Raw genomic sequence first — 26,492 nt, 5'->3', positions numbered from 1 at the left:
GACTCACCCCAGGCTCAGTTCAGACTTCACGACGCGGCGGTAGATGCCATACAGCACCAGCGTGGCCGCCAGCAAAATGGCACCCAGCGCGCAGGCCATGCCCCAGTTCACATCGACGTTGGTGTATTGGGCGATGTAGTAGCTCAACATCTGATCGTCTGCGCCGCCCAGCAGCGCCGGGGTGACGTAGTAACCAATCGACAGGATGAACACCAGCAGCCCACCCGCGCCCACCCCCGGCCAGGTTTGCGGCACATACACCCGGAAGAACGCCGCCAGCGGCGAGCTGCCCAGGGAAACAGCGGCGCGCAAGTAGGTCGGCGGCACGCTCTTCATCACGCTGTACAACGGCAAGATCATGAAGGGCAGCAGGATGTGCGTCATCGAGATGACCACGCCGGTGCGGTTGAACAGCAGCGTCAGCGGTTCGTTCAGCAGGCCGATGCCCATGAGCGCGCTGTTCACCAGCCCCTCGCGCTGCAACAGCACGATCCAAGCGGCCACGCGCACCAGGATCGATGTCCAGAACGGCACCAGCACCAAAATCATCAGCACGTTGGCTTGGCGAGCGGTGAGGGTCGAGAGCCAGTAAGCCAGCGGGTAGCCCAGCAGCAGACACCAGAACGTCACCACAGCGCTGATCACAAACGTGCGCAGCAGGATGGACGAAAACACCCGCTGCTCCGGTTCCACCTGGGCGATGCTGCCCTCGGGCGTGCGCTTCAGGTCGATGGCGGTGAGCAGATAGTCGGGCGTCCAGCGGGCGGCGTTTTTGCCGATGGCCTGCCAGTAAGGCAGCTCGCCCCAGCGGGCGTCCAGCGCCAGCAGTTTGTCTTTGAGCACCGCCGGGGTGGGGCGGGCGCTGCCAGCTTCACCGCGCAAATCCGGCAGGGCGCGGTAGGTGGACATCACCAACGAGCGCGACCCCGGCTGTTCGGTGTTGAGGCGGCGGGCCAGGGCGCCGGCTTGAGAGCCGTCGTCCATGGCCGCCAGATCGTCCACCACGGCGGCGAAGGCCGCTTCGGCGGGCAGGGTTTTGTGATCCCAATGGGCCAGCGCCTGCGCGGTGCGCGGCAGGGCGTCGGCCACTTCGGGGTTTTCCACGGCGCGGATCAACAACGCGCCGATCGGCACCAAGAAGGTGACGATCAAAAACACCAGCAAAGGCAAGGTCAGCGCGATGGCCGCTGCATGACGCCGGCGTTGCGCACGGGCCAAAGAGCGAGCCAACTCGGAGGAGCCCACCGGCGGCGGTGGGGCGTGATCGGGCACGGCGGCAGCGGTCATCGCGTCAGTCCCTCACAGGCTTATTGTGCGGCCCAGGCGGCAAAACGCTTCTCCAGCGCCTCGCCCTGGTCGGCCCAGAAACCCACGTTGAATTGCAGCGCGGTCTTGGCGTTGGTGCTCGATGTCGGCAGATCGGCCAGCACCTTGGCCGGCAGCTTGGCCAGCGCCTTGGTGTTGGTCGGGCCGTAGGCGATGTTTTGCGCGTAAGCTGCTTGGTTCTCCGTCTTCATGGCGAAGGCGATCAGCTTGGTGGCTTCGTCCTTGTTCGGTGCGCCCTTCGGAATCACCCAGTAATCCAGGTCGTAAATGCCGCCCGTCCAGGTGATTTTGAGGTTTTTGCCTTCGCGCTGGGCCGCGTCGATGCGACCATTGAAAGCGGTGCTCATCACCACGTCACCCGCCACCAAGAATTGCGGCGGCTGGGCGCCGGCTTCCCACCACTGGATGTTGGCCTTCAGCTCGGTCAGCTTCTTGAAGGCGCGATCCGCACCCGCCGGGGTGGCCAGCACTTTGTAGACATCCTTCGGCGCCACGCCATCGGCCATCAGCGCGAATTCCAGGTTGTAGCGAGCGCCCTTGCGCAGGCCGCGCTTGCCGGGGAATTTCTTCGTGTCCCAGAAATCGGCCCAGGTGGTCGGGGCGGTTTTGAGTTTGTCGCCGTTGTAGGCCATCACGGTGGACCACACGAAGAAGCCCACGCCGCATTCGTTCACAGCCGCCGGCAACAGGTCGGCCTTGGGGATGATCTTGCTGTAATCCAGCTTCTCGAACAGACCCTCATCGCAGCCGCGCTGCACGTCCGGGCTTTCCACTTCCACCAGATCCCAAGTCACTTTCTTGGTTTCGACCATGGCCTTGATCTTGGCCTGCTCACCGTTGTATTCCACGGTGACGATCTTGGCGCCGCCCGCCTTTTCAAACGGCTCGTAATAAGCCTTCTTTTGCGCAGCGCCGTTGGCGCCGCCGAAGTTGACGACGGTCAGTTGGCTCTGGGCCAACACGGGCGTGGCGGCCATCAGGGCGGCAACCGAAGCCAGGACAAGGGAGGTCTTCTTCATCGCAATACTCCAGTGGGGTGGGTGGGAAAAGGGTCGGAGTCGAAAGCGAGCGGTTTGTCTCGCGGTGCCGGGGTCGTGCAGGGGGAGCCGCCCCGGTCTGTGGAATCTGTGAAATTAGATGTAGATGCGCAGGTACGGCGTCGGGATGTGCAACCACACCGACTGCCCCGTCACCGGCTGCTCCCCGCTGGACAGCGGCAGCTTGACGGTGGCGGTTTCCTTCTGTCCGGCGATGGCGCAGCGCAAGCGCAGGTGGTCGCCGAAATAAATCACGTCGGTGATGGCGGCGTGCAGGCAGTTGCGCATGTTCTCGGGCGGCACGAACAGGGCTTCGATGCGCTCCGGGCGCACCGAGGCCACCACGGGCGTGCCCGGCAGCGCGTGGTTCACGTTGATGCCCGCCAGGCGCTCGCCCGACGGCAACACCAGCTCGCACGCATCGCGTTCGGCTTGGGCGGTGATGCCGGTCAAGAGGGTGCTGTCACCCACGAAGCCGGCGACGAAGCGGTTCACCGGGGTTTCGTAGAGTTTTTCCACCTGATCGATTTGTTGAATCAGGCCATCGTTGAACACGGCGACGCGGTCGCTCATGGTGAGGGCTTCGCCCTGGTCGTGCGTCACGTACACAAAGGTGACGCCCAGTTGGCGGTGCAGCTCCTTCAGCTCGATTTGCATGTGCTCGCGCAACTGCTTGTCGAGTGCGCCCAGCGGTTCGTCCATCAACACCAGTTGCGGTTCGAACACCAAGGCGCGGGCCAGCGCCACGCGCTGCTGTTGGCCGCCGGAGAGCTGGCTGGGGTAGCGGTCGCCCTTGGCGCCGAGTTGCACCATGTCCAGCGCCTTGGCCACGCGCTTGGCGATGTCGGCCTGAGGCACTTTGCGCACGGTCAGGGGGTAAGCCACGTTGTCCGCCACCGTCATGTGGGGGAACAGGGCGTAGTTTTGAAACACCATGCCGAAATTGCGCTTGTGCGGCGGGGTGCGGGTGATGGGCACCCCGTCGAGCAAAATTTCGCCGGCGGTGGGGGATTCAAACCCCGCCAGCATCATCAGCGTGGTGGTTTTGCCCGAACCCGACGGGCCGAGCAGGGAGAGGAATTCGCCGCGCTGGATGTCCAAATCCAGCGAACGCACGACCAAACTCAGGCCGTCGTAGGTTTTTTGCACGCCGGCAAAGCGCACCAGGGGGGTTGGGCTGTCAGGGCTCATGGCGGGGCAGCTCGGTACTTCTTGAAGGTGGCGGGGAAGCGCCACCTGGGCGCTGCCCCTGGTGGGTGAAAGGTCAGCCGGCGGCCGTGGCGGCGTCGAAGGCTTGGCCCATGAGGGCCAGCCCTTCGTCCAGCAGCGCGTCGGAAGCGGTCAGCGGCACCAGGATGCGGATGACGTTGGCGTACACGCCGCAGGACAGCAGCACCAGACCCCGCTTGATCGCTTCGGCGCAGACGCGCTTGGTCAGGTCGGCGTCGGGTTGGGCCGTGTCGCCGTTCTTGAACAGCTCGATGGCGATCATCGAACCCAGGCCACGCACATCCCCGATGCTGGTGTGACGCTCGGCCAAGGCGCTCAAGCCGGCCTTCAGGCGTTCGCCGATGGCGTTGGAGCGCGCCAGCAGTTGTTCTTCTTCGAACACATCCAGCACCGCCAGCGCGGCGGCGCAGGCCAGCGGGTTGCCGGCGTAGGTGCCGCCCAGGCCGCCGGGCAGGGGTTTGTCCATGATCTCGGCCTTGCCGATCACGGCGGAGATCGGGAAGCCACCAGCCATGCTCTTGGCCATGGTGATCAAATCCGGCGCCACGCCCCACTGTTCGCTGGCCAGCCAGGTGCCGGTGCGGCCAGCGCCGGTTTGCACTTCGTCGGCGATCAGCACGATGCCGTGTTGGTCGCACAGGGCGCGCAGCGCCTGGGCAAACGCGGGCGACGCGGCGTAGAAACCGCCTTCACCTTGCACCGGTTCCAAAATGATGGCGGCCACCCGCGAGGCTTCCACGTCATATTTGAAGATGTGCTCGATGGTTTTGAGCGAATCCGCTTCGCTCACGCCGTGCAGGGCGTTCGGGTATTCGGCGTGATAAATCTCCGCCGGGAAGGGGCCGAAACCGGCTTTGTACGGCGCGACCTTGCCGGTCAGCGCCATGCCCAGCAGTGTGCGGCCATGGAAGCCACCCCCGAAGGCGATCACCGCTTGGCGGCCCGTGGCAGCGCGGGCGATCTTGACGGCGTTTTCCACCGCTTCCGCGCCGGTGGACAGGAAGATGGCCTTCTTGGCGAAGTCGCCCGGCGCCTTGGCGATCAGGCGTTCGGCCAGCTCAACGTAGGGCTCATACGCCAGCACCTGGAAGCAAGTGTGGTGGAACTGGTCGAGCTGGGCTTTGACAGCGGCGATCACCTTCGGGTGGTTGTGGCCGGTGTTCAGCACGGCGATGCCGCCGGCGAAGTCAATGTAACGTTTGCCTTCCACGTCCCACACTTCAGCGTTTTGCGCTCGCTCGACGAACACTTCGTAAGCTTGGCCCATGCCAGTGGGCAGGGCGGCGCGGCGGCTGGCCATCAGGGCGGCGTTGGTGAAATCGGCATCGCGTTGCATGGGAAGGAACCTTTCAAGGGGAGGCACGGGCCGCGACTGTAGGCATGTGACGTGCATGTGACCATGCACACTCACGCGCTTTTTCCGGTGCACTGTGCAGGCCGCCACACCAGTACAGCTTGGCGCACCGGGCGCGTACAGTCCACGCCATGCTTCAGCTCCAGCCCCATGCCAGCACGCCCCTGGTGACACAGATCGTCGAAGGTCTGCGCGCCCAGATCGAGGAGGGTGCCTTGCGCGCCGGCACCAAGTTGCCGTCGATCCGCCAATTTGCGCACGCTCATCAGGTCAGCGTGTTCACCGTGGTGGAGGCCTACGACCGGTTGGTGGCGCAGGGCTGGTTGGTGTCGCGGCCACACTCGGGGTTTTTTGTGCGTCGGCGTTCGTCGTACGGCACTCCGGCGGCGGTGCAAGCAGCGCGCAGCGATGGCTTCGACGCCATGTGGTACCTGCGCAAAATTTTTGAGAACCGCCATTTGGCGATCAAAGCCGGCTGCGGCTGGCTGCCCGGCGATTGGCTGTTTGAAGACGGCCTGCGCCGCGCCCTGCGCGTGCTCGCCGCCGAAGATGCCGACCTGGGCGGCTACGGCGACCCGAAAGGTTTTCCGCCCTTGCGCCAGTTCATCACCGACGTGCTGGCCGAGCAGGAGGTTCACATCGGCGTCGGCCAAGTGCTGTTGACCCAGGGGTCGAGCCAGGCGCTCGATCTGGCGGTGCGCCGCTTGGTGCGGCCCGGTGACGCGGTGTTGGTGGACGATCCAGGTTACGCCAACCTGTTGTTTTCATTGCGTTTTCAGGGGGCCAAGTTGGTGGGGGTGCCGCGCACACCGCAGGGGTATGACTTGGTTCGGTTGGAGCAGCTCATCGCCGAACATCGGCCCAAGGTGTTTTTTACCCAACCGCGTTTGCAAAGTCCGAGTGGTTCGGTGGCGCCGCTGGCGCAACTGCATCGCGTGCTGCAACTGGCCGAAAAACACGACCTGATGCTGGTGGAAAACGACATCTACTTCGATTTGGACGCCGAGCCGCGCCCCTCGCTGGCGAGTTTGGATCAGCTCTCGCGGGTGATTTACATCGGCAGTTATTCGAAGACGATCTCGCCCAACATCCGCGTCGGGTTTGCCGTGGCGCACCCGGACGTGGTGGAAGACCTGGCCCAGCTCAAGATGATTTCTGGCCTGACGTCGGCAGAATTCGGCGAGCGCCTGGCCCATGGCGCCCTGACCGAAGGACGCTGGCGCAAGCACCTCAAAGCCCTGCGCGAGCGGCTGGCGCAGGCGCACCAGCATGTGGCCACGCAGTTGGCGGCACTGGGTTTCGAGCTGTTCGCCGAACCCAAAGCGGGGATGTTTTTGTGGGCGCGCCATCCGCTGCTGACGGACACCGTGGCCCTCTCGAACCAAGCCGCCGAGCAAGACATCATGCTTGGCCCCGGCCACCTGTTCCTCGCGGACATGCAGCCCACACCCTGGATGCGCTTCAACGTGGCGTTCAGTTTGGATGCGCGCTTGTACGCTTTTCTCCAAACCCATATCGAGGCGGCCCGATGAGCATGACCCACGATTTGCGTCCCTGGACGCACGAGCACCATTTCCACCTGCCGAACCCCACAGCCGAACGTCGCACCGCCTGGGTGATGTGGATCACGCTGGCGACGATGGCGTTGGAAATCGCCGCCGGGCTGGTTTTCAACTCCATGGCGCTGTTGGCCGACGGCTGGCACATGAGTTCCCACGCCGTGGCGATTGGGTTGAGCGTGTGGGCCTACCGGCTGTCGCGCCAGCACGCGGCGGATGCGCGCTATGCCTTTGGCACCTGGAAGATCGAGGTGTTGGGTGGGTTCGCCAGTGCGCTGCTGTTGCTGGGCGTGGCAGGCTTGATGGTGTGGGGTTCGGTGGAACGCTTGATGGCCCCGCAAGAGATTCACTACGGCCAAGCTTTGGGCGTGGCGGCCTTGGGGTTGCTGGTGAACTTGGGGTGTGCGCTGCTGCTGTCGGGGCATGGTGGGCACAGTCACCCGGGCCACGATCACGGGCATGGACACGCCCATGATCATCACCACGGTCACGCTCATGCCCATGAAGGGGATTTGAACCTGCGCGCCGCCTACGTGCATGTGGTGACCGATGCGCTGACCTCGGTGCTGGCGATGGTCGCCTTGGCCGCTGGGTGGCGCTGGGGCTGGGCGTGGCTCGATCCGGTGATGGGTTTGGTGGGCGCGGTGTTGGTGGCGGTCTGGGCACGCGGGTTGTTGGCGAGCACTGCCAACGTGCTGCTCGATCGGGAGATGGATGCGCCGGTGGTGGCAGAAATCCGCGAGGTCATCAGCGAACAAGGCGCGTCATCAGGGACGCATTTGACAGACTTGCACGTTTGGCGCGTCGCCAAGGATCAGCATGCCTGCGCACTGACCCTGCTCACCCACGACGCAGCCCTGACGGCCAATGTGGTGCGCAGGTGGTTGTCCGTGCATGAGGAGCTGGTGCATTGCACGATTGAAATTCACGTTTGTCCAGATCACATCGAAAACCCAGGGGAGGGGGCGCGCATGCGATGATCTTGCTTCCTGATCGTTCTGAACCGCGATGAAAGCCGTGATCCTTGCCGGGGGCCTGGGCACCCGGATTGCCGAAGAAACCCACCTGCGCCCCAAACCGATGATCGACATCGGTGGTCAGCCCATCCTGTGGCACATCATGAAAATCTATGCCGCGCACGGCATCACGGACTTCATCGTGTGCTGCGGCTACAAGGGCTACCTGATCAAAGAGTACTTCGCCAACTACTTCTTGCACACCTCCGATGTGACGTTCGACCTGCGTACCAACCGCATGGAGGTTCACGAACAGTACGCTGAACCGTGGCGCGTCACTTTGGTGGACACGGGCGCCAACTCCGGCACCGGCGGGCGGTTGAAGCGTGTGGCGCGTTACCTCGCGGGTGAAGAGGCGTTCTGTTTCACGTATGGGGATGGCGTGGCCGATGTGGACATCACCGCCTTGGTGGCGCATCACCGTGCCAGCGGCGTGCAGGCCACGGTGACGGCCACTGTGCCGCCGGGCCGTTTCGGCGCTCTCGACATTGATTTCGAAAACCAGCGTGTGCGCAGCTTCAAAGAAAAACCGCGTGGGGATGGCGGGGCGGTGGTGAATGGTGGCTTCTTCGTGCTCTCGCCCGAGGTGATCCACTTGATCGAAGGCGATGGCACCATGTGGGAGCAAGAGCCGCTGGAAACCTTGGCCGAGCGCGGCCAGTTGAGCGTGTTTCAACACACCGGTTTTTGGCAGCCCATGGACACGCTGCGGGATCGCAACCACTTGGAGCAACTTTGGGCCGAAGGCCGTGCGCCTTGGAAAGTGTGGCCATGAGTGCATTGCCGAATGCGGCGGCCTGGCAGGGTCGGCGCGTGTTTCTCACGGGCCATACGGGTTTTAAGGGCGGCTGGCTGGCGCACTGGCTGCATAGCTTAGGCGCTGAGGTTCATGGCTACGCCCTGGCGCCCAGCACCACGCCCAATTTGTTTGAGGTGGCGGGCGTGCAAGCCGTCTGCGCCGGCCACACCCTGGCCGATGTGCGCGACGCCGCCGCCGTGAACGCCGCCTTGCACGCCGCCCAGCCGGATGTGGTGTTCCACCTCGCTGCGCAACCGTTGGTGCGCACTTCGTACCACGAGCCGCTGGGGACGTTCTCCACCAACGTCATGGGCACCGCGCATGTGCTGGAAGCGGCGCGAGCCTGTTCCAGTGTGCGCGCCGTGGTGGTGGTGACAACCGACAAGTGCTACCAAGAACAACCCGGCTGGCCCTGGCCCTACCGCGAAACCGACCCGCTTGGTGGCCACGATCCCTACAGCGCCAGCAAAGCCTGCACCGAGCTGGTGGCGGCGAGCTACCGCAGCGCGTTTCAATTCACCGAACGCGGGGTGGGCTTGGCGACGGTGCGTGCCGGCAACGTCATCGGCGGCGGCGATTGGACGCCCGAGCGCCTGGTGCCCGATTTGCTGGCCGCATGCAGCGCTGGCCAAGTCGTGACGCTGCGCCAACCGCATGCCGTGCGCCCTTGGCAGCATGTCCTGGAGCCGCTGGCCGGTTACATCACCCTGGCGGAGCGCTTGCTGGCCGAACCGGCCCGCTTTGCTCGGGCTTGGAACTTTGGCCCCGATGCGGCGCAGTGCCAACCCGTGCTGGCGCTGGTGCAAGGGCTGCAAGCCCTGGCGCGTGCCGATGGCATCGCTGTGCCTGAGGCCCGCATCGAGGCGCCGCCCGCAGCTTTGCACGAGGCTGCTGCGTTGCGCTTGGATGCCAGCCAAGCCCAGCAGCAGCTTGGTTGGCAAGGTCGCCTGACGCTGCCTGAGGCGCTGGCCCTGAGCTGGCGCTGGCACGCTGCCTGGCGGGCAAGGGCGGATATGGCCTGTGTGACGCGCCGGCAAATCGCGGACTACGCTGCGGCGCAGCTTCCCTCACTTTGAGATTGGTATGACAACTGCACAACAACTGCGCCAGCAAATTCTGGCCTTGGTGGATGAGTACGCGCGTGTCAGCGCCCCAGAGGCGACTTTCCAGCCGGGCCTGACCCCCATCCCCCCCTCTGGCAAAGTGGTGGGTGCGGCTGAAATGCGGCACATGGTCGATGCGTCACTGGATGCATGGCTGACGGCTGGCCGGTTCAACACGGCATTTGAGCAAAGACTCTCGGCGTGGTTGGGTGTTAAGCACGTCATGACTGTTAACTCAGGGTCATCGGCCAATCTGCTGGCCCTGGCTAGCCTGACATCCCCGCTGCTGGGGGCTCGTGCGATTCAGCCGGGAGATGAAGTCATCGGCGTGGCAGCCGGATTTCCAACCACGGTGAACCCCATTTTGCAGCTTGGCGCGGTGCCGGTTTTGCTGGATGTGCATGTCCCGACCTACAACATCGACGTCAGCCAGTTAGAGGCAGCGATCACCCCGCGAACCAAGGCCATCATGCTGGCGCACACGCTGGGCAACCCCTTCAACCTGGAGGTGGTGACGGCGCTGTGCCAAAAACACCAGTTGTGGCTGGTGGAAGACTGCTGCGACGCCCTGGGCTCCACCTACCAAGGTCGCAAGGTGGGCACGTTTGGTGACATCGCCACCCTGAGCTTTTACCCCGCGCACCACATCACCATGGGCGAGGGCGGGGCGGTTTTCACCAACAACGACGTGCTGCGTCGCGCCGCCGAATCCTTCCGCGATTGGGGCCGCGATTGCTGGTGCGCCCCGGGTCGCGACAACACCTGCGGCAAGCGCTTCTGCCAAAAGGCCAGTAGCCTGCCGGAGGGTTACGACCACAAATACACCTACAGCCACCTGGGCTACAACCTCAAAATCACCGACATGCAAGCCGCCTGCGCCCTGGCGCAACTGGATCGGCTTGAAGGGTTCATTGAGGCCCGCCGGCGCAATTTTGCATTCCTCACCGAGCGGTTGAAGCCCTGTGAAGAATTCCTGCTGCTGCCGGAAGCGACGCCGGGCAGTGAGCCTTCGTGGTTTGGTTACCCCATCACCATCAAGCCCGAAGCCAACCTGCGACGGGTGGATTTGCTCACGCATCTGGACGAAAAGCGCATCGGCACCCGGCTGCTGTTTGCTGGCAACCTGACGCGCCAGCCCTACATGCAAGGTCGCAACCTGCGCACGCCCGCGCCGCTGACGAACACCGATGTGGTGATGAACGACACTTTCTGGATCGGCCTCTACCCCGGTTTGAGCGAAGAGCAACTGGCGTTTGCGGCGCAGACGATTTGTGAGTTTGTGGGCGGTGGGTTTTAGTATCCATTTGCCTTTTCCCGGTGATATGTATTCAACGAAAGATCCGTACCATGAATCATTATGAGCGACGCATGCTGGAAATCCTTCGTCGGGGTAAGTCGGCGTTTGGTTTTGATGCAGTTAAGGCTGAATTTGAGGCTGAAGGAACTCGGCACGACGAGTTTTTACGGTTGCTGCATTTGGCGCGGTTGGCGGGGCTGAAGGTTGCGCTAAAAATTGGTGGCTGTGAGGCGGTGCGGGACTTGATTGAGTCCAAACAGTATGGTGTAGATTACATCATTGCACCGATGGTGGAGACGCCCTATGCTCTGAAAAAGTTCATTGAAGCTAAAAATAAGATTTATAGCTCAGAAGAGCAGGAGTGTACAGATTTCTTGTTTAATCTTGAGACTATCACTGGATATCAGAATTTAAATGCGCTTATCGCGACAGCCAGTGCGCCTGAAGGTGTAGACGGGGTGGTGTTTGGGCGAGTCGACTTTGCAGGCTCTCTTGGATACGGGCGAGATGTCATTCAGAGTACTGAAGTGACGCAGGCCGTTACTGCCACTGCTCAGGCTTGCAAACAGGTTGGGCTGAATTTGGTGGTGGGAGGGGCCGTATCGGTTGAAGCTGTGCCGGCTCTCACTGAGATTGAACAGGTGGGGCTGACAAGATTTGAAACCCGTAAGATCGTGTTTGATGCATTTTTGCTACCCCAAGGGCATGCGGCTGAGGCGATCGAGCTGGCTGGGGAATTTGAGTTGTTATGGCTCGAAAATAAACAGGCCTACTACCAAGGGTTGGCTTCAGAAGATGATAAGCGCATCAAAATGCTCAAATCTCGGTTTGAATAACTTCTGAAATTGATCATGACGTCCTCTGTTGTTCGTGTGGCCGACTTATTGGTCAATGCCTTGGTGGAAGCTGGTGTCACTGATGCGTTTATTGTAACGGGTGGTGGTGCTATGCACCTTAACGACGCATTTAGCCGGCATGCTGGCATGCATGTCACGTATTGCCATCACGAACAGGCCTGTGCTATGGCCGCAGAAGGTTATGCTCGTATGTCAGGTCGCATGGCAGCGGTCAATGTAACTACGGGTCCAGGGGGAATCAATGCACTCAACGGAGTCTATGGTGCCTATACCGACTCTGTTCCGATGGTGGTGATTTCAGGGCAGGTTAAGCGTGAAACTTTGGCCAGCAGTTATCCGAACTTGCCACTGCGCCAGTTGGGGGATCAGGAGGTTTTGATTGTTCCGATGGTGAAAACCATCACCAAGTTTGCAAAAGTAGTTGCAGACCCACAAGAAGCACTTTACTTGGTGCAAAAGGCCCTGTGGCTTGCTCGCACGGGCCGGCCTGGCCCCGTTTGGTTGGATGTGCCTATAGATGTGCAAGGCGCACTGATCGACCCGATGCAGCTTCGACAGTTCCAACCAAATGATCCAGATAGTTTGCAGGACGTTCATCCGAACACTCTCGCAGAACAGGATAGGTTACTCGGAGAGGCGTTGCAATCCAAAGCGGCGTATGTTGCTGAGTTGCTGGAACAGGCACGTCGGCCAGTGTTGTTAGCGGGCACGGGTATTCGCAGTGCCGGCGTGCATGAAGCTTTTTTAATGCTGGTGGATCAGCTCGAAATTCCTGTGCTTTCTGCTTGGAATGCGCATGATGTTCTACCGACTGATCACCCACTGCATTGTGGCCGGCCTGGAACAGTAGGTGATCGGCCAGGTAATTTTTTAGTGCAGACGGCTGATTTGGTAATCGTGCTAGGCTGTCGTCTTAATATTCGGCAGATCAGCTATAATTTCCGCGCTTTTGCCAGGCTGGCCAAACTTGTCATGGTTGATGTGGATGCTGCGGAATTGAGTAAGCCGACCTTACAGGTCGATGTGCCAATTCATGCGGATTTGCGTGACTTTGTGCCTGCATTGCTATCAGTCTTTGATCGTGAGCCGGTGCCCGTGGAAATTAAGCAGCGGCGTAAAGATCATGTGATAGCAGCTAAGCTTTTAAATGAGCGTTATCCAACTGTATTGCCTGAATATAAAAAGAGCGCGAGGGTAATTAACCCATATATTTTTGTGCAGCAACTGTTTGATGCCATGCGGGCGGATGATCTTGCTGTGACGGCCAACGGTAGTGCTTGCGTTATTACATTCCAAGCCGCTCGCCTACGAGGGGGGCAGCGTTTGTTTACAAACTCAGGCGCTGCATCAATGGGCTACGATTTGCCAGCTGCGCTGGGGGCTGCGGTATCAATGCCTGGTCGTAGAGTAATTTGTCTGGCTGGGGATGGAAGTATTATGATGAATTTGCAGGAGTTGCAAACCATCATTTTTTTGCGCTTGCCCATTAAGATTTTTATTTTGAATAATGATGGGTATCATTCGATTAGGGAGACGCAGGGTAATTATTTTCCAGATAATGTGAGTGGATGTGATTCTGATAGTGGCGTTAGTTTTCCTGATTTCTGCAAAATTGCGGCCTCCTTTGGTTTTTGTGTCCATCGAGTGGTGGTAGGTGAGGATTTGACAGCCGTGCTAAGTTGTGTTCTGGCTGATGATGAACCGTGTGTATGTGAGGTGGTGGTTGATAAATGGCAGAATTTTTCTCCTAAGTTGGCTTCACGGCGCATGCCTGATGGTTCGATGGCATCGCCTTCATTGGAAGATATGTCACCATTTTTGCCCCGTGATGAGTTGATGGCTGTGATGAATCAATTACAGAGGATTGGCGAGTGAAGCTTCGTTCGATTGTTTTCGACTTGGATGGCACACTGGTCGATAGTGTTGGTGTATGTGTGGCGATTTTCCGTGAAATGCTGGTGGAGCGTGGGTGTACAAGTTTTCCTCCGCAGGAGGTACTTCACAGCAGTGTCAGCCTCGGGGGAGAGGTTATGATTCGGCGAGTATTCGGCACGTACAGTACTACCCCAAAACAGGATCTGGCAGAGTTTCGTAAACGTTACGCGCAACACCCAACACCGCCTGAAAGCTTGTACACAGGTGTTCGGGAGATACTTACCGCGTTGAAGAGTGAAGGAATAGGGCTGGCTGTATGTACGAAAAAGCCAACCGCTTTGGCTACAAAAGTACTCGCTGAATTAGCATTGGTTCCCTTTTTTCAAGTGGTTTCATGTGCTGATGCAGTTCCGTATCCTAAGCCTGATCGGCGCCATTTGCTGACTGTGCTGGCTGAGCTGAATTGCCAACCAGCGCATGCATTGATGGTTGGGGATTCACGGAGTGATTTTGATTTGGCCCGTGATGCAGAAGTGCCGTTCGGATTTGCACGATATGGGTACGGTCGTCACGAGGTGGATGAACATGTCTGCGATGTGGTGTTGGAGTCTATGAGTGACCTATTTGATTGGGTGACCTCTAGATGAGCAATTCTGTTTTCGATTTGGCCGGTTTTTTGGGGGAAGACTTCGAGCGCTTAGGCGATCCGCTGCTTCAGCGCTGTTCTGCGCTAGACGGCCATCGCCTCTACCTGACTGGTGCCACTGGTTTCTTTGGTAAGAGCCTGCTGGCACTGCTGGCGCTCCTGTACCAACGTGGTGTGAGGTTTGAAGTCACAGCACTGAGCCGTGACCCTCAGAGGTTTCTGGCGCAGCAGCCATGGTGTGCCAAGCAACCGTGGCTGAGCCTGCGTGCCGGTGATGTGCGTGAGCCTTGGCCAGGCGAAGGCTCTCACGATTTGCTGCTCCATGCAGCCACCGACACAGTGGCCAGTGCGCACATCAATAAGCAAGACGTTTTGGATAACTTGCTCGCCAGTGCCCGTCAAATGGTGGCATTCTGTGAGCGGGCGGGTGTTCGGCGCATGCTGTTAACTGGGTCTGGTGCGCAATTTGGCGCAATTCCCAACGAATGGGCTGCTACTGGGATTCCAGACAATGCGCAGATAGCGTGTGACCCGACCCAGCCAAGCAGCGCCTATGGTGAGGGTAAACGCCTGACAGAATTGCTGGCAGCATTGCATTCGCAACGCCACGGTACGGCCATTGTTTATACGCGCTGCTTTGCATTCGTCGGGCCTGGATTGGCACTTGACGGGCATTTTGCGATTGGGAATTTCATTCGTGATGCATTGGCGGGGCGTCCTATACAACTGTCATCGGCAGGGGAAGCACTTCGCAGCTATTTGTATGGAGCGGATTTGGCAGTATGGTTGCTGTTGCTTTTGTTAGAAGCTCCTGCTGGAGCGTGTGTGAATATTGGATCGGATAAAAAAATATCGATATTAGAGTTGGCTCAACGGGTATGTGCGCTGTTGGCGCCGAACGCGCACGGTGTTGAGGTACCACGTTGTGCTACCTCCAGCAATGGAGAGCGTAATTGCTACTTGCCATCGATTGAGATGGCCAAGTCGATGGGGTTGGATGTGTGGACACCTCTTGAGTTGGCCATTGTCAGGACTGCAAGTTTTGCCACAGGATGAGGCTGTCGTTTATATTTTTGTATAAATGTGAATTTCGCCCAATATGTGCGTTAGTGCATAGGTGGTGTGGATTTTTTCTAGTAATTCAATGGGCATTCGTGTTCGATCGTTTGCAAAGAAGACCAGAATATCAAAGTCGGCAGTTTCAAATGCTTTGATTATGATGGGTGTTTGTTTTTCTGAGTATGATGTGCCAGGGTGCCACCAAAGTGGGAAAAATCGGGGTGACTTGCTTTCTGTGAGTTGGTAGCCAAACTCTAGGCGTGGGCCGAAGAAAACTCGCTTTTCTTTTAGATGGGGTTTTAGTTCTGAGAGTGCATGAAGGATGTTAGACATGAGGGGGCCACTGGTAAGGCCGTGAAAATATCCTCCTCGAAATGTGTAGGCATCGCTTTGTTCGTAAAATGGCCCTACGTTCATCATTCGATCCCGAACCCATCCTCCGTGAGTTGCTAAGACGAGTGCAGTGGCCCCCAGAAGAAATGTCATCCGAGAGATAACGGGTTGGCTATTTTTCTGGGGTGAGGTAAAAATTGGAGTGAAGTATGTCAGCGTGAATAAAATAAGGGGGATGTTGTTGAATTTTGAATCCCAGTCGGTGAGCGCTGGAACGAAAGATCCTGCGACCATGAGAGCCATGAATTTCTTTGTGGTGGATGGGGTATTTTTTCTGTTTTTGTAAGCTATTGCCAAAGCCCCTATTGTGATCACCAGCAGGCATTGATTGTAAAAACTGCTGCTGATGTCTTGCAGCATTTCTGTTGGGGGAGTGGCACGGCCAGCTGCAGATTGGTAAATCGCAATAAAACCCTGTAAAGACTGGTGGGTTAGCTGTGCGCTAACCATGATACCGGCCATTGAACCTGCAATGATAGTAGAGACTAAAGCCTTGCGGTTTTTGAACAGAATGCTGCCAATGATGGTGAGAATAATGAATGTTGGGGCAATGTTTTGCTTGCTTATGGCAACCAATCCGGCTGATATAAAAATAAAAACAAGTGAATATATTGAATTGGGTTTGTTGTGGCTGACTTGAATGGAATGAATCAGCAGGATGGCACTCATTTGTGATATGGATGAGTGCCAGATATGATTAGTGTAGACGGTGGGTATGCACAGGATCATGGCAGTGTAAGCCATGCGGGTTGTGCTGCGATCGGTATTGGGGGTCGAAATGTAGATGGTGATAAATGTTAAAAGCGTGAACAGGGCGGCGATGGATGTGAGGTCTTGCCAGTGCGGTTGTCCCCATGTGGTGGCTTGGATGAGAATAATTAAAAGGGGGGGGAGTGTGTTAATAAAGTCTTGATGAGGGAATTGTCCGGAGCGTAGGCGCCACCCTAAGTCGATCAGTGGGGACAAGTCATAGCCGCCAAACTGATGTTGAACTACGATGCTGGCGAAAATGGCGGCTGCCATCATAATCATGAGCCCGACAGCCAAGCCAGTTAAGGCTCGCGTGTCTTGGATGGGTTCGTTTCTTGAGGGTGTGGTCATTTATTCAACTCTGGAAGGGTGATTTTGGGGCTCTCTAAAACATGAGATAACCAAGTTCCTTGCAGTTCTCCGATATAGTGCCATGGTGTACCGTTAATTTGAATAAAGTTTTGACCCTGACTTTCAAATCGATCTCCTTCAACCAAGACGCGGCTGATTTCTTGATAAGGCGTGACAGCCCCTGCGGCAAGGATGAACCATGTCGCCCATTGAAAACTGCGATGCTTGGGTGCATGTTGGCTGAGAAGCGTCATGGCGGCACACATCATGATCGTCAATGCTGGAATGCCGCCTCGCATGACGATGTCGTTGCCCGGCCCGAAACGCAGCAGAGGCAGTAAGAGCAATTCAGCCGCAGCCAGCCAGAACACCCACGAGCGTTCGCCTGCGCGGAAGACCACCCACGCCAACAACGCCCATTCGAGTAACGAAAACATCACCAAGCGCGCTACCACCGGCCCCAGCGGGCCTGCTTCGGCCAAAGTGCCCGCTGCTTCGGAGGGCACGCCAAAGGTGATAAATCGGGCCATGAAAAAACCGGGCAGCAGCAAAGCCAACACGTCCAGGCGGCCCCACTCGCGAACCCAGCCCATCCAAGTTTGGCCGCGCAAACTGCAAACAAACAACAAGGGAGCCAATCCAATGGCCACCAAGGGAGCCCACGTCACCACACCCAGCATCAGCAAGGCACTGGCACCCAAACTCAAACCCTGTTCACGGTGGCGCCAAATCAGCAAACCCGCGATCCAACCGGGGAGTGAGTGGTTCGGCACCCAAAACAACTGGGTGGTGTTTGATGAATATTGGAATAACTCGGCCCACCATTCAATGTGTGCCCCAGTTGGGGGCCAACCATGCCGATGCACCAGCCCGCCGATGACATCCATGCCACTGAATCCAACAGCCAGCAGCAAAGGTATCCAAAGGCCACGCCAGCGACCCTCGCCTTGGCTGTTTGCCACAGTCATCGCCAAAAATAAGAAAGCGCCCAAGACCGTCCAAAGTGCCAGCATCCAGCGACCGGCAGCTTCAGTTCCCCCCAGTACCTTGCCGAGTAATGCAGGAACCAAGTAGTAACCCATGGGCAGGCGCAACAGCAGGTTTTGGTGGTCGGCATCGAGCGTGCCGTAACCGACGGGCCAGTCGCCTACAGTTAAGTCCCGCAGCACGGACATGCGAACCAACCAGTCCGCGTTCAAGAAAAAGGGGCTGACGAGTCCACTGAGGGCCACCCAGGCACAGGCCACGATGGTGATCCCGAGCCAACCCCACCGATTCAAGGAAGGCCAGTTAAGCGTTCGCCGATGCGAAACCGTTGCCCAGCCGATCAGGGTGAGCAATCCCAGAATCAGTGCATAGGGCCAGCGCAGCCATCCCAGTAAAAAAACCAAAATGGGGAGACACAGATAGCTGACCGAAAGCCATTCCAGCTGATTCAGCTCGCGTGATGGAGGGGAGGATGTCATGGTGAGGCCGGCTTGGCGGCGGTAGCATGTTGAAAAACAAAATGGCGGTGGATCCAATAACCTGCCAAAACACCGATTCCGGTGGCCCCGGCTTGGGCCCACCACACCGACGGGGTGACGTAACGCAGCAGCATGGCGTTCACGATCAAACCCAAACCCAACAGGCCGAGATAGGACACTTGGAAACGAACCCAAGCCTGTCCGACGTGGCGCCATGTGGATGTGCCGGTGTCGGTGAACACCCAGCGGCTGTGCGTGAAAAAAGAAAAACTAACGGCCAGCACATGGCTGATGACCAGAATCACCATGTGGGGGAGCCAAGCACGCAGGCTCAGATAACTCAATGCGAAAAGGCTGTAACCAAAGCCAGTGTTGAGTCCACCCACCACAAGATAGCGGAGTTGGCGCGGCAGTCGCAGCCATTTCGAACGCCAAGTCCTCATGATTGTGAGCCATGGTGTTGCCCGGAGTGGCGCGGCAAATGTGGGCTGTCTGGAAGGTTGACACGTTCTCGCTCAATCACCAATGGGCGGCGGGCCACTTGGGTGTGAATGGAAGCCACATATTCACCCACCAGCCCAATGAAGAACAACTGAACGGCTGCAAAAAAGAAAACGCCAATGAGCACAGGGGCGGTGCCAATTGCGAACTGATTCCAGAAAGTAATCTTTAATACCAAGTAAACCAAAGAAATTAAAAGGCTGAGGCCGCCTAATAAAAAACCGCTCAAGGTCGCTAGGCGTAGCGGAAATTTGGAGTAACTGGTCAGGCCGAGCATGGCCATGTCATACAGGGTGTAAAAGTTATTTTTTGTGATACCCCGAATGCGACGGGGTTGCTCAAACTCAACACAGGCATAGTTGATGCCCAATTCTGCAATCAGACCCCGAAAATAAGGGTAAGGGTCATCGATTTTCCGAACGATTTCAACCACTGAACGGTCGTAGAGGCCAAATCCGGTGTAGTCAGGAATGAGAGGCACGTCAGACATGCGTCCCAGTGTTCTGTAATACAGTCGCCGTATCACAGCCATGGCCCAAGTTTCGCGTGTGCGGGGTTTGGTACCAATCGCAATAAGAAACCCTGCTTCCCAGTGGCGCAAAAAATCGTCAATCAACTCGGGGGGGTCTTGCAGATCCGAGGCCATGCAAACCACTGCATCGCCACTGGCCTCATACATCCCATGCATCGGTGAGCGAATATGGCCAAAATTCCGCGCATTCACGATCAGTTTGACGCGGCTGTCTGCGGCAGCCAGGTTTTTGATGCGCTGTACGGTGGCATCGGTTGAACCGTTGTCCACGAAAAGATGCTCAAAATCGTAGCCGGGGCGGTCTTCAAACTGAGCCCGGATGCGTTGATGCAATTCCTCAACGTTGTCTTCTTCGTTGAGGCAGCTGGTGACGATGCTGATGAGGGGCATGACAAAAAAAGAGAGTCACTGAGCGCTTGGCCCAAAGTAGGGGGATCATAACGAAGCACCGTGTGGGGTACGCTTGATACCTCTCCAGCCCAAGCTCACCAGACTCCCATGGCCAGCGTCGACATCCTCCTAGCCACCTACAACGGCGCGGCGCACGTGCGTGAGCAAATCGCGTCGCTTCAGCGGCAAACCTTCACGGATTGGCGCTTGCTGGTGCGCGATGACGGCTCACGCGACGCCACGCCCGCGCTGATTGAGCAGTTGGCCCAAGCCGATGACCGCATCGTCGTGGTGCGTGACACGCTGGGCAACTTAGGCTTCAACGGCAATTTTCACGCGCTGCTGCGCCTGTCCCAGTCGCCCTGGGCCATGTTCTGTGACCAAGACGATGCGTGGTTGCCCCACAAAATCGAACGAACATTGGCCGTGATGCAGGCCCAGCCCCCACAGCTTCCTGTCTTGGTGCATTGCGACGCGGTGGTGTCCGATGCCCACTTGCAACCGCTGCATGCCCGTTTCATCGGAGATCGGGGCCGAGCCGGTGGATTGGCGTCGGTGCTGCTGGCCAATCCGGTGCAGGGCGCTGCCATGATGATCAATGCACCGCTGCGGGCCCTGATGGTGCAGCATGTGCCCAGCATTCCGTTTGACTGTCAGGCCGCCCTGTTGGCCGAGGCCACGGGGCGGCGGGTGTTCATCCCGGAAGCGCTGCTGTTGTACCGCCAGCATGGCAGCAACGCGCTGGGCGCTGCCGGCGCTCGCGCCGAACCCGTGACCAATGACACCGTACCGCCTCGGCGGCGTGCTGGTCTGATGCTGACCATGGGTTTGAAGATGGCCCCTCACGTCCGTGCGACCCTGCTGCCTGCCCAAGCGCATTGGCTTCCGGGGACGGAGGCCATCTTGCGTCGCCACGAGCAATTTGTCCGGCCCGGTGGGAGTTGGGCCAAACTGCTGTGGTGGTGGCGCGGTGGCTATCAATACTTCCGCCGGCGTGATCGGCTGGATGCGTTGCTGTGGGCGGTGGGCTGGTATCAGGCCCCAGCCATGTGAGGGCAGGCTGCCGTCAGCGGATCAGCCGGCCATCGCTGCGCAGCGAAGCCATCTCCACAAAATGCGACCCCAAGCGGTTGTTCGGGTCAAAGCCAATGACGTGGCCGCCCAAATCCAGGCGTTCCAGCGATTCCAACCCCGCGATCACCCCGGCGCGGGTCAGGGTTTTGGCGCGTCGCAGCCCTTCGATCAGCACCTTGGCTGCCACATATTCTTCAAAACTGGAGCTGGACACCTGCGCACCCGCACCAAACTTGGCCAAATCGGCCCGGTAGCTTTGGGCGATGGGTTTGGTACCGTTCGGATCCGGCACCACCTGGGCAATGGACAGGCCCCGAGCATCCGCCCCCGCAAACTGCACGATCGCTTTGGGGTTGACCACCGAAATGTTGAAGAACAAGGCGCTCTTGGACAACGCACGGTACTTCTGCAAAAAGGCAGCCACCGGGCGGTTGGTGGCGATCAAAATCACTGCTTGCGGGCTTTTGGCTGCAATGGCTTGTACGGCGGAATCGACCAACTCGGTATTCTTGGGGAACGAGGCGGCGACGGTCAGGTCCAGATTGGCCGCCGCCAAGGCGCTCACCACCCCTTGCAAGCCCGACTGGCCAAACGCATCGTCTTGGTAGAACACACCGATGTTGGTGATGCCGCTGAACACCAGTTGTTTGACCATGGCCGATGTTTCTTCGGCGTAGCTGGCGCGGATGTGGAAAATCCAAGGGTTGTAAGGCGTGCGCAAAGGCTCACCCCCGGTGTAAGGCCCGACCAGTGCCACCCCGGCGTTGGCCAACACCTTGTCGGCCAGAAGGCGCTGAATGTTGCCGGTGCCTGCAAATCCAAACAACGCCAGTGCCTCGTGTTTTTGCAGCAGCTCATGGGTGTTGGCCAGGGTACGCTCGACGTCGTAACCATCGTCCAATATCACATGACGAATTTTTCGGCCTTGCACACCGCCCTGGCTGTTGATGGCATCAAAGCAGATCTTGCCACCCATGGCCATGTCGCGGCCAGTGTCGGCCAGGACGCCACTCAGGGGAACCGATTGACCGATGACAATCTCGTCATCCTTGGCGGCGTGGCTCCAGGGAGAAAGGCTGGCCAGGCAGCCTGCGCCGACGGCTTGCAGCAGTTGACGGCGTGGCCACATGGATGCTGGGGGAGTGTGCATGGAAGGTCTCTCCTGTGAAATCACTGATTGAAAATTCTGGAGTCAAGTCTGTAGAGGTTTGACCGGATGCACAGTCTAGTGGGGAGGCCATGAGGTGCTGACGTGCAAGTGCTTTGAAGTTGGGTATACGTGCGATGGCTGTTGCAACCAAGCGACCACTTGCCCCTACAGCCCCTGGTGTGACAAGGAACCACAACATGTCGATTCACCCCATTTCTGCCACCGAGCCTGATTGGTCTCGTGAAGCGCTGGCGCCCTGGAGTTGGCAGCCGGCACAAGCGCTGTTGGCGGCGATCCGTTGCTGGCAACGCCACCAGGCGCGGCCTTGGGGGCCTTTGTCGTGGTGGGTGTGCAAGTGGGCGGTGCTGCGGCACCGTTTTTGGTCGGTCGTGACCGGGGCGGACATTCCCTTGCTCTGCCAGTTGGGCGGTGGGTTGCTGCTGCCCCATCCGAACGGGGTGGTGATTCACCCCTCGGTGGTGATTGGGCCCAATTGCCTGCTGTTCCAGCAAGTGACGATTGGCGCCACGCAGGACGGAGTGCCCACCTTGGGGGGGCATGTCGATGTCGGTGCGGGTGCCAAGATCATCGGCCCGGTGAGGATTGGGGATCATGCGCGCATCGGCGCCAATGCCGTGGTCACAGCGGACGTGCCCGCCGGTGCCACAGTGGTGGGGATTCCGGCGCGTGTGGTGGCATCGCGTCCTCGCTCGGCGTGAAGCCTCTTACAGCACTTGGAAGGCCAGCACAGCGACCAGCGTCGGCGGGAGGGCGCCGACGAGCAGCCCCAGCGGGTGAATGGCCCCCTCGTCGAACTGGCCGCGCAGAATCGCCACCCCAGCGGGGTTGGGGGCGTTGGCGATCACCGTCAATCCTCCCCCAGTGACGGCCCCCGCAACCAGGGCAATTTTGAATTCTTGGCTCAAACCTTCGACCAACGAACCCAAATAGGTGAGGGCGGCGTTGTCCGTGATGGCGGTCAGGGCGGTGGCGCCGAAGAAAACCGCCGTGGCATCCATGCCCATCAAGAGGGGTTGCAGCCACCAAGCTTGCAAGCCGCCCAGCACCACCAGGCCACCCAGAAAGAATGCCACCAGCAGGGCTTCGCGCAGGATCAACGGGCTTTGGTGGCGCTGGTAGGCGGTCGTGAAGCCCAGGAAGAACAGAAACAGCCCGATGAAGACCGCCGGGTGATGGGCGAACACCACCACCAAGGCCAGAAACAGCACATGCACCCCCATGACCGTCGCGGGGACCGGGGCTTCTGCGGGGTTGGCCGGGGCGCGTTTGGCCATGTGGCCCAGTTCATGGCGGAACAGCAGCATGGCCGAAGCGGCGTTGATGATCACGGCCACGGCGGCTTTCCAACCGAAGTGGCTGATCATGAACCACACGTCCCAATTCCACTTGGCGGCCACCATCAGCACGGGCGGCGCTGCAAAAGGGGTCAGGGTGCCGCCGATCGAGATGTTGACGAACAGCACCCCCAGGGTCGTGTACTTGAGCCGGGTGGAGATGGGGTGGCTGAACAAGGTGTCGCGCAGCATGAGGGCGGCCAGCGTCATGGCTGCCGGCTCGGTGATGAACGAGCCGAGCAAGGGCACGAAGGCCAGCAATAAGAAGTACAGCGCCATGCCGGTGGGCAGCGGTAAGAAGCGGGCCAGTTGCCGCACCAGGGCCGCTGCGAGCTGCAAGATCGGGCGCGTGCCAGCCACCACCATGATGGCGAACACAAACAACGGTTCGGTGAAGTTGCGCGAGTCCAGATAAGCCACGGCCTCGGTGCGACCGAGCAGGGCGAACATCCACAGCATCAGCACCATGGCCCAGAAGCCGAACACCACTTCGACTTCTCCCAACAAGTGCCACAACCCCGCATGGCGCGGTTGGGTGTGCGCCAGGTGCTCGAAGTACTTGGTGGAAAACGAATGCAGCAGCGCCAGTGCAAACAGCACCGCGCCGACCATTTGGATGGCAGTGGGGGTCATCAAGCAGGCTCCGTGGTGACGGTGAACGTGGCGTGGTTCGCCCCGCCTCCAGCGAGGCCGTGCCCTTGCCTTGGCCTGTGTGACTCAAGCCCCCAGCGGCGGTTCCCCCATGCGTTGGGCCAAATGCGCCAGCGCTTCCTCCACCTGATCCACCAGCACCAGGCACAAATCCCCCGGACGCAGCCGCGACAGCGCCCGGTCGATGGCCGCAAACTCGCCGCGCACTTCCTCGGTGTGCGTGGTGCGCGGGGCGCCTTCCAGCCCTTGGCGCAACAAGCCCAGCACTTCGCCGTCTTCGCGGCCACGCTGGCAGGCGTCTTGGTACAGGATCACGTCGTCGAACGCCGCACCCAGGATTTGGGTTTGCTCGCGGATGTCCTCGTCGCGGCGATCCCCCGCGCCCGAAATCACCACCGAGCGCCGTTGCCCCGGCAGCGCGTTCACGGCGGACACCAAGGCGCGCATGGCGTCCGGGTTGTGGCCGTAGTCGGCGATGAGGGTTGCGCCGTGGTAGTCCATCAAGTTGAAGCGGCCAGGGGCGTTGTCGCTGTCGCTGACGAAGCTGGCCAGGCCGGCGCGGATGGCGTCCCAGCTCAGGCCCACACCCCATGCGGCGCCCACAGCGGCCATGGCGTTTTCAATCTGGAAGGTGATGAGGCCACCGCGAGTCAGCGGCACTTCGGCCAGCGGCAGGTTCTCGCGCCAGTTGCCCTCGCAGGCGACGATGTGGCCGTTCTCCACGTAAATGCAGCGCTTGCCCTGCGCCCGGTGCGTGGCCAGCACGGGATGATGGCGATCCGGCGCGAAGTAAATCACGTCGCCGGGGCAGACCTTGGCCATGGGCACGCAGTGCGCGTCGGTGGCGTTGAGCACGGCGTAGCCGTTGGGCGCGACGTTTTGTACGATCACGCGCTTCAACACCGCCAAATCTTCCACCGTGGTGATGTAGTTCAGGCCCAGGTGATCGCCCGCGCCGATGTTGGTGACGACGGCCACTTGGCAGCGGTCGTAGCCCAAGCCTTCGCGCAGGATGCCGCCTCGGGCGGTTTCGAACACCGCAGCGTCCACGTCCGGATTCATCAGCACGTTGCGGGCGCTTTTCGGGCCGGAACAATCGCCCGAATCGATCTGGCGACCATTCACATGCACGCCATCGGTGTTCGTCATGCCGACGCGCAGGCCGCTGGCGGCCAGCAGGTGTGTCACCAAACGGGTGGTGGTGGTCTTGCCGTTGGTGCCGGTGACGGCAATCACCGGGATGCGCCCGTCTTCGCCCGGGGCGTACAGGTGGTTGATCACGGCTTCACCCACCGCCCGGCCCTTGCCAAAGCTGGGCGAGAGGTGCATGCGCAGCCCCGGCGCGGCGTTGACTTCCACGATGCCGCCGCTTTGTTCTTCCAGCGGGCGGATGACGTTTTCGCACACCACGTCCACGCCGCAGATGTCCAGGCCGATCATCTGCGCAGCGGCCACGGCGCGGGCGGCCACTTCTGGATGCACATCGTCGGTCACATCGGTGGCGGTGCCGCCGGTCGAGAGGTTGGCGTTGTTGCGCAGAATGACGCGCCGGCCCTTCTCGGGCACCGAATCCGGTTGCAAGTCTTGCAGCGCCAGACGGGCCACGGCGATGTCGTCGAAGCGGATTTTGGTGAGCGAAGTGGCATGGCCGTCGCCCCGGCGCGGGTCGGCGTTGACCTGCTCGACCAGTTGGCGCACCGTGTGGATACCATCGCCGATCACCTGCGGCGGATCGCGTCGGGCGGCGGCCACCAGCTTGTTACCGACCACCAGCAAGCGGAAATCGCTGCCCGGCAGGTATTTTTCGACCATGACTTGGCCGATGTCTTCGGCCGCTTTGTAGGCGACTTCCAGGTGTTCGCGGCTGACGATGTTCACCGTCACGCCCTTGCCCTGGTTGCCGTCTTGCGGCTTGAGCACGACCGGCAGGCCGATCTCCTGCGCCACCTCCCAAGCCTCATCCACCGAATCCACCGGCCGGCCCAGCGGCACGGGCACGCCAGCGGCGCGCAGCAGCGTCTTGGTCAAATCCTTGTCTTGGGCGATGGATTCGGACACGGCGCTGGTCGAATCGACCTCCGCTGCCCAAATGCGCCGGGCCTTGCTGCCCCAGCCCAGTTGCACCAACGAGCCCGAGGTCAGGCGCCGGAACGGGATGCCCCGCGCCACCGCCGCTTGCACGATGCTGCCAGTGGACGGGCCCAAACGCACATCCTCATCGAGTTCACGCAGCTCGGCCAAGGTGGCATCGACGTCGAAACTGCCTTCGCTGAGGGCGGCTTGGATCAGGGCTTCGGCAGCGGCCAAGGCTTTGCGCCCGACCGGCTCTTCGCTGTACTCGACCACCACCTGGTAGGTGCCGGCTTCAACCGTCTGCGTGGTGCGCGAAAAGCTCACCGGGCAGCCCGCTTGGGCTTGCAGCGCCAAGGTGGCGGTTTCCAGCACATGGGCCAGCGACGACTGTTCCGGCGCTTGGCGCAGCGCACCCAGACCTGGGAACAGGGCACGCAAGCGGGCTTCAAAGCCGGGCAGATCGGTCAACGCACATTCGTGAGGCTCGCAGGCGACGATGGCTTCGACGGCGGTGTGGCGGCTCCAGAGATTGGGGCCACGCAGGGCGCGGATGCGGGAGATGTCCATGGCGGGAGGGGCAATACAGCTTCAGAACGCGGTCAAAGAGGCCCGCAGGCCCCCTTGCCGCTGTGGGGAAGGGGAAAAACC

The 26,492-nt window shown here is 59.9% G+C and carries 22 protein-coding genes; 11 read left to right on the top strand and 11 right to left on the bottom strand.

The genetic code is table 11. The annotated features are described in order from the left end of the window. Positions 1-3: 3 nt before the first annotated feature. The 4 genes from VITFI_RS15245 to gabT form a co-directional block, all read right to left on the bottom strand. Positions 4-1,287, bottom strand: coding sequence for an ABC transporter permease (locus VITFI_RS15245; protein ID WP_089417706.1), 1,284 nt, complete (start codon positions 1,285-1,287; stop codon positions 4-6). Between the two features lie 20 nt (positions 1,288-1,307). Next, a complete protein-coding gene (locus VITFI_RS15240; RefSeq protein ID WP_089417705.1) occupies positions 1,308-2,345 on the bottom strand; it encodes an ABC transporter substrate-binding protein in 1,038 nt (345 codons plus the stop codon). Positions 2,346-2,459: 114 nt separating this feature from the next. After that, positions 2,460-3,554, bottom strand: a complete 1,095-nt coding sequence (locus tag VITFI_RS15235; protein WP_089417704.1) for an ABC transporter ATP-binding protein — start codon at positions 3,552-3,554, stop codon at positions 2,460-2,462. 73 nt (positions 3,555-3,627) lie between these two features. Next, positions 3,628-4,929, bottom strand: coding sequence for a 4-aminobutyrate--2-oxoglutarate transaminase (gene gabT / locus VITFI_RS15230; protein WP_089417703.1), 1,302 nt, complete (start codon positions 4,927-4,929; stop codon positions 3,628-3,630). Between the two features lie 149 nt (positions 4,930-5,078). On the opposite strand from gabT, the gene VITFI_RS15225 reads away from it, so the two are divergent. From VITFI_RS15225 to VITFI_RS15185, 9 genes are read left to right on the top strand one after another with little or no spacing between them, the layout of a single operon-like run. Then, positions 5,079-6,479 (top strand): aminotransferase-like domain-containing protein, encoded by a 1,401-nt coding sequence (locus tag VITFI_RS15225; protein WP_089417702.1) that lies wholly within the window; start codon positions 5,079-5,081, stop codon positions 6,477-6,479. Beyond that, on the top strand, positions 6,476-7,486 hold the full coding sequence (gene dmeF, locus VITFI_RS15220) for a CDF family Co(II)/Ni(II) efflux transporter DmeF (RefSeq protein ID WP_198301517.1): 1,011 nt from the start codon (positions 6,476-6,478) through the stop codon (positions 7,484-7,486). Before VITFI_RS15225 ends, dmeF begins: the two co-directional genes overlap by 4 nt. A gap of 28 nt (positions 7,487-7,514) precedes the next feature. Beyond that, positions 7,515-8,297: a glucose-1-phosphate cytidylyltransferase gene (gene rfbF, locus VITFI_RS15215; RefSeq protein WP_089417700.1), complete on the top strand. Its 783-nt coding sequence runs from the start codon at positions 7,515-7,517 to the stop codon at positions 8,295-8,297. Further along, positions 8,294-9,397 (top strand): CDP-glucose 4,6-dehydratase, encoded by a 1,104-nt coding sequence (gene rfbG, locus VITFI_RS15210; protein WP_089417699.1) that lies wholly within the window; start codon positions 8,294-8,296, stop codon positions 9,395-9,397. The genes rfbF and rfbG overlap by 4 nt, the downstream gene beginning before the upstream one ends. A 7-nt stretch (positions 9,398-9,404) precedes the next feature. Beyond that, a complete protein-coding gene (gene rfbH / locus VITFI_RS15205; protein ID WP_089417698.1) occupies positions 9,405-10,721 on the top strand; it encodes a lipopolysaccharide biosynthesis protein RfbH in 1,317 nt (438 codons plus the stop codon). Between the two features lie 50 nt (positions 10,722-10,771). Then, positions 10,772-11,557 (top strand): aldolase/citrate lyase family protein, encoded by a 786-nt coding sequence (locus VITFI_RS15200; protein ID WP_089417697.1) that lies wholly within the window; start codon positions 10,772-10,774, stop codon positions 11,555-11,557. 15 nt (positions 11,558-11,572) lie between these two features. Continuing rightward, positions 11,573-13,453: a thiamine pyrophosphate-binding protein gene (locus VITFI_RS15195; RefSeq protein WP_089417696.1), complete on the top strand. Its 1,881-nt coding sequence runs from the start codon at positions 11,573-11,575 to the stop codon at positions 13,451-13,453. Beyond that, entirely contained in the window at positions 13,450-14,100 is a 651-nt protein-coding gene (locus VITFI_RS15190) for an HAD family hydrolase (RefSeq protein ID WP_157725719.1), read from the top strand. The genes VITFI_RS15195 and VITFI_RS15190 overlap by 4 nt, the downstream gene beginning before the upstream one ends. Beyond that, positions 14,097-15,155 (top strand): NAD-dependent epimerase/dehydratase family protein, encoded by a 1,059-nt coding sequence (locus VITFI_RS15185; protein WP_089417694.1) that lies wholly within the window; start codon positions 14,097-14,099, stop codon positions 15,153-15,155. Before VITFI_RS15190 ends, VITFI_RS15185 begins: the two co-directional genes overlap by 4 nt. 9 nt (positions 15,156-15,164) lie before the next feature. Here the strand turns inward: VITFI_RS15185 and VITFI_RS15180 are convergent, their stop codons facing one another. Genes VITFI_RS15180 through VITFI_RS15165 form a run of 4 tightly spaced genes read right to left on the bottom strand, consistent with a single transcriptional unit; the run spans position 15,165 to position 19,541 of the window. Further along, entirely contained in the window at positions 15,165-16,652 is a 1,488-nt protein-coding gene (locus VITFI_RS15180; protein WP_089417693.1) for a hypothetical protein, read from the bottom strand. Next, positions 16,649-18,118: a hypothetical protein gene (locus tag VITFI_RS15175; protein ID WP_157725718.1), complete on the bottom strand. Its 1,470-nt coding sequence runs from the start codon at positions 18,116-18,118 to the stop codon at positions 16,649-16,651. Before VITFI_RS15175 ends, VITFI_RS15180 begins: the two co-directional genes overlap by 4 nt. Then, positions 18,115-18,561 (bottom strand): GtrA family protein, encoded by a 447-nt coding sequence (locus tag VITFI_RS15170; RefSeq protein WP_089417691.1) that lies wholly within the window; start codon positions 18,559-18,561, stop codon positions 18,115-18,117. Before VITFI_RS15170 ends, VITFI_RS15175 begins: the two co-directional genes overlap by 4 nt. Beyond that, a complete protein-coding gene (locus tag VITFI_RS15165) occupies positions 18,558-19,541 on the bottom strand; it encodes a glycosyltransferase family 2 protein (RefSeq protein WP_089417690.1) in 984 nt (327 codons plus the stop codon). The genes VITFI_RS15170 and VITFI_RS15165 overlap by 4 nt, the downstream gene beginning before the upstream one ends. A 108-nt stretch (positions 19,542-19,649) precedes the next feature. Between VITFI_RS15165 and VITFI_RS15160 the strand changes: the two genes are divergently transcribed. Continuing rightward, positions 19,650-20,594 carry a glycosyltransferase family 2 protein gene (locus VITFI_RS15160; protein ID WP_089417689.1) on the top strand — a complete coding sequence of 315 codons (945 nt, stop codon included), beginning with the start codon at positions 19,650-19,652 and terminating at the stop codon, positions 20,592-20,594. 13 nt (positions 20,595-20,607) lie between these two features. Here the strand turns inward: VITFI_RS15160 and VITFI_RS15155 are convergent, their stop codons facing one another. After that, positions 20,608-21,765 (bottom strand): ABC transporter substrate-binding protein, encoded by a 1,158-nt coding sequence (locus tag VITFI_RS15155; protein WP_198301516.1) that lies wholly within the window; start codon positions 21,763-21,765, stop codon positions 20,608-20,610. Between the two features lie 197 nt (positions 21,766-21,962). Here VITFI_RS15155 and VITFI_RS18730 point away from each other — a divergent pair, with 197 nt between their 5' ends. Continuing rightward, positions 21,963-22,484: a serine O-acetyltransferase gene (locus VITFI_RS18730; RefSeq protein WP_089417687.1), complete on the top strand. Its 522-nt coding sequence runs from the start codon at positions 21,963-21,965 to the stop codon at positions 22,482-22,484. A 6-nt stretch (positions 22,485-22,490) separates the two neighbouring features. Here the strand turns inward: VITFI_RS18730 and VITFI_RS15145 are convergent, their stop codons facing one another. Together VITFI_RS15145 and cphA are read right to left on the bottom strand one after the other, a co-directional pair. Further along, positions 22,491-23,753 (bottom strand): putative Na+/H+ antiporter, encoded by a 1,263-nt coding sequence (locus VITFI_RS15145; protein WP_089417686.1) that lies wholly within the window; start codon positions 23,751-23,753, stop codon positions 22,491-22,493. 84 nt (positions 23,754-23,837) lie between these two features. Further along, a complete protein-coding gene (gene cphA / locus VITFI_RS15140) occupies positions 23,838-26,411 on the bottom strand; it encodes a cyanophycin synthetase (protein WP_089417685.1) in 2,574 nt (857 codons plus the stop codon). Between the last annotated feature and the right edge of the window lie 81 nt (positions 26,412-26,492).

Source organism: Vitreoscilla filiformis, assembly GCF_002222655.1.
Taxonomy (GTDB): Bacteria; Pseudomonadota; Gammaproteobacteria; order Burkholderiales; family Burkholderiaceae_C; genus Ideonella; species Ideonella filiformis.
The sequence above is the reverse complement of the archived record's forward strand: the minus strand, read 5'-3'. Positions and strand labels throughout refer to the sequence as shown.

What these genes read in the sequence shown, in the direction of transcription:
- VITFI_RS15245 (WP_089417706.1), bottom strand. Translation starts at nt 1,287, where the DNA reads ATGACCGCTGCCGCCGTGCCCGATCACGCCCCACCGCCGCCGGTGGGC.
- VITFI_RS15240 (WP_089417705.1), bottom strand. Translation starts at nt 2,345, where the DNA reads ATGAAGAAGACCTCCCTTGTCCTGGCTTCGGTTGCCGCCCTGATGGCC.
- VITFI_RS15235 (WP_089417704.1), bottom strand. Translation starts at nt 3,554, where the DNA reads ATGAGCCCTGACAGCCCAACCCCCCTGGTGCGCTTTGCCGGCGTGCAA.
- gabT (WP_089417703.1), bottom strand. Translation starts at nt 4,929, where the DNA reads ATGCAACGCGATGCCGATTTCACCAACGCCGCCCTGATGGCCAGCCGC.
- VITFI_RS15225 (WP_089417702.1), top strand. Translation starts at nt 5,079, where the DNA reads ATGCTTCAGCTCCAGCCCCATGCCAGCACGCCCCTGGTGACACAGATC.
- dmeF (WP_198301517.1), top strand. Translation starts at nt 6,476, where the DNA reads ATGAGCATGACCCACGATTTGCGTCCCTGGACGCACGAGCACCATTTC.
- rfbF (WP_089417700.1), top strand. Translation starts at nt 7,515, where the DNA reads ATGAAAGCCGTGATCCTTGCCGGGGGCCTGGGCACCCGGATTGCCGAA.
- rfbG (WP_089417699.1), top strand. Translation starts at nt 8,294, where the DNA reads ATGAGTGCATTGCCGAATGCGGCGGCCTGGCAGGGTCGGCGCGTGTTT.
- rfbH (WP_089417698.1), top strand. Translation starts at nt 9,405, where the DNA reads ATGACAACTGCACAACAACTGCGCCAGCAAATTCTGGCCTTGGTGGAT.
- VITFI_RS15200 (WP_089417697.1), top strand. Translation starts at nt 10,772, where the DNA reads ATGAATCATTATGAGCGACGCATGCTGGAAATCCTTCGTCGGGGTAAG.
- VITFI_RS15195 (WP_089417696.1), top strand. Translation starts at nt 11,573, where the DNA reads ATGACGTCCTCTGTTGTTCGTGTGGCCGACTTATTGGTCAATGCCTTG.
- VITFI_RS15185 (WP_089417694.1), top strand. Translation starts at nt 14,097, where the DNA reads ATGAGCAATTCTGTTTTCGATTTGGCCGGTTTTTTGGGGGAAGACTTC.
- VITFI_RS15180 (WP_089417693.1), bottom strand. Translation starts at nt 16,652, where the DNA reads ATGACCACACCCTCAAGAAACGAACCCATCCAAGACACGCGAGCCTTA.
- VITFI_RS15175 (WP_157725718.1), bottom strand. Translation starts at nt 18,118, where the DNA reads ATGACATCCTCCCCTCCATCACGCGAGCTGAATCAGCTGGAATGGCTT.
- VITFI_RS15170 (WP_089417691.1), bottom strand. Translation starts at nt 18,561, where the DNA reads ATGAGGACTTGGCGTTCGAAATGGCTGCGACTGCCGCGCCAACTCCGC.
- VITFI_RS15165 (WP_089417690.1), bottom strand. Translation starts at nt 19,541, where the DNA reads ATGCCCCTCATCAGCATCGTCACCAGCTGCCTCAACGAAGAAGACAAC.
- VITFI_RS15160 (WP_089417689.1), top strand. Translation starts at nt 19,650, where the DNA reads ATGGCCAGCGTCGACATCCTCCTAGCCACCTACAACGGCGCGGCGCAC.
- VITFI_RS15155 (WP_198301516.1), bottom strand. Translation starts at nt 21,765, where the DNA reads ATGCACACTCCCCCAGCATCCATGTGGCCACGCCGTCAACTGCTGCAA.
- VITFI_RS18730 (WP_089417687.1), top strand. Translation starts at nt 21,963, where the DNA reads ATGTCGATTCACCCCATTTCTGCCACCGAGCCTGATTGGTCTCGTGAA.
- VITFI_RS15145 (WP_089417686.1), bottom strand. Translation starts at nt 23,753, where the DNA reads ATGACCCCCACTGCCATCCAAATGGTCGGCGCGGTGCTGTTTGCACTG.
- cphA (WP_089417685.1), bottom strand. Translation starts at nt 26,411, where the DNA reads ATGGACATCTCCCGCATCCGCGCCCTGCGTGGCCCCAATCTCTGGAGC.